The following is a 1637-nucleotide window of genomic DNA, read 5'->3' as shown; positions in this document are numbered from 1 at the left end:
CCCCCTCTGGCAGGGTAGTTGTCACTGTTAAAATTTAACCAGTTTGGGCGATAAAGAGTAATTGTGTCTCGTATCTCAGTAGAAAGAAAAGAAGCTATATTGAAGAAGCTCTTACCTCCTTATTCGATGTCAGTAAAAGAAGTGTCGGAAGAGGAAGGAATTAGCACTGCGACCCTGTACCATTGGCGCCAGCAACTCAGACGTTCAGGAGCCGCCGTGCCAAATAGCAACACTTCATCAGAGCAGTGGTCTGCTCAAACTAAACTTGCCATTGTCGCTGAAACCTACTCAATGACAGAAAGTGAACTCAGCCAATATTGTCGTGAAAAAGGCCTTTTCCCAGAACAAATCCAAAGCTGGCGCCGCGAATGTATGCAAGGGTTTAAGTCGAGTAAAGAGCAGGAAGCTGAAGCAAAGAAGCAAGTTAAAGCTGACAAACTTCAAATCAAAGAGTTGAAGAAAGATTTACGACTCAAAGAAAAGGCGCTCGCTGAAACGGCCGCCCTCCTGGTACTAAGAAAAAAGCTGAGAGCCTTTTACGGGGAAGAGCCAGAGGACGAATAACCTCAACCGATGAAAGGCAGACCATAGTGACTCTAATTCTTGAAGCGAAGCAATGCGGATGCCGTTTAGAGCCAGCTTGCCATGAAGTTCAAATTGACTTGAGAACTTATCGTCGTTGGTATCAGCAAGGTGAAATACAAGCTGACAAAAGGCCAATATGCATTAGGCCTGAGCCTGCTAACAAGCTGTCGCAGGAAGAGCGTGATGCGATTATCGAGGTGTGTAACCGCTCTGAGTTCGCAAGCTTACCACCGACTCAAATCGTCCCGACACTGCTTGATAGAGGTGAGTATATCGCTTCTGAATCGAGCTATTATCGAATACTGGCAGCACAGGGGCAACTTCACAAACGAGGTCGTCAGCGGAGCAGACAGAAGCAAGCGAAGCCAACCAGTTACACAGCGACGGACTCGAACCAAGTCTATACGTGGGATATCACTTACTTACCTTCAAAGGTACGAGGCCAACATTATTACCTGTATGTCATCGAAGATATCTACAGCCGAAAAATCGTGGGTTATGAAGTGTATGAGCGTGAGTGCGGTGAGCTGGCGTCACAGCTTCTGCAACGGACGTTGATGCGAGAGCAGTGCTTCAATCAAGCGCTGGTTCTTCACTCGGATAACGGTGCGCCGATGAAGTCGTTGACGTTCAAAGCTAAGATGGAAGAGTTAGGTATTACCTCATCGTATAGCCGCCCAAGAGTCAGTGATGATAACCCGTATGTCGAGTCATTGTTCCGCACGGTAAAGTACATGCCAAGTTGGCCAGTAAAAGGCTTTGAAACGATCGACGGTAGTCGAAGTTGGGTTGAAGCCTTCGTACGCTGGTACAACACCGAGCACAAGCACAGTAAGCTAAATTACGTCACACCTTCAGAGCGTCACAATGGAAAAGATAAAGAGATCTTGAAGCGTCGTGTAGAGGTATTGCTTGCTGCAAAACAGCGAAAGCCTGAGCGGTGGTCTGGTGATATCAGGAACTGTGCGCCTGTTGGTGAGGTTCACCTGAATCCAGAAAGAGAAGCCGCTTAATAAATAAGCGAATGATGACAACTACCTTGAAAAACGCCG

General features: G+C 47.1%; 1 protein-coding gene. It reads left to right on the top strand.

Features of this window, described 5'->3' with window-relative positions; genetic code table 11:
* Positions 1 to 63 precede the first annotated feature (63 nt).
* Positions 64 to 1598 (top strand): IS3 family transposase gene (locus BCT34_RS01855; protein ID WP_241902766.1). Its coding sequence is split into 2 segments (ribosomal slippage): positions 64 to 532 and positions 532 to 1598, totalling 1536 coding nucleotides; the frame shifts between segments, so codons are not numbered across the junction.
* The last annotated feature ends 39 nt before the right edge of the window (positions 1599 to 1637 follow it).

The organism is Vibrio sp. 10N.261.45.E2 (genome assembly GCF_002875705.1).
In the GTDB taxonomy this organism is placed as follows: Bacteria; Pseudomonadota; Gammaproteobacteria; order Enterobacterales; family Vibrionaceae; genus Vibrio.
The sequence above is the reverse complement of the archived record's forward strand: the minus strand, read 5'-3'. Positions and strand labels throughout refer to the sequence as shown.